Genomic DNA, 627 nt, shown 5'->3' on the forward strand with positions numbered 1-627 from the left:
GGCTCTAGATAACACCATCAAGATGGGAGTTAAATGAGAACACACTTTATTATCGCATGTGCACTTTTTCTAACATGGGCGAGTGGCAGCATTGCGGCATCGGCATAGTCTGGTGTAGAAACTGGATTTGTTAAGTATAGCGACGCATGTGGTTTCCAAGCTACTCGCTGTGAAGAAAACAAAGGTATATATGGAGTTTACGGTGGCTATCAGATATCTGATTGGCTAGCGTTAGAAATTGGCATAAGAAGTTATGGCACTCCAAACGCTAGTTATAACGAGAACCATGTTAAAGCGGCCTTATGGGGGATAGATGACTCCATACTGTTGGAGTATACATTGTCAGATGAATTGCTTGCCTTTAGTCGGGCAGGAGTGACGTTGTTACAGATAGACAAAAAGTCAGATATTGAACGAGTCACCGACACACAATGGCGACCAGTACTAGGACTTGGAATTGATTATGCGCTAACAGATAGTTGGCATTTTCGTTCTGAATACCGCTTTCTTGATGGCGTTGGTACTGGCAGTACCAAGCAAGCAGATTTGCATGCGCTTATTATTGGAGTCAACTATTCGTTCTCTCTTGATGATCTCAATGCTAAGCCTAACGTTCCTGTTGAGACC

1 pseudogene is annotated in these 627 nt (G+C 43.2%); it reads left to right on the forward strand.

Features of this window, described 5'->3' with window-relative positions:
- Positions 1–123: 123 nt before the first annotated feature.
- Positions 124–627, forward strand: a pseudogene (locus LG31_RS21260) (outer membrane beta-barrel protein); the annotation flags it as partial.

This window comes from Aeromonas lacus, assembly GCF_000764665.1.
GTDB lineage: Bacteria > Pseudomonadota > Gammaproteobacteria > Enterobacterales > Aeromonadaceae > Aeromonas > Aeromonas lacus.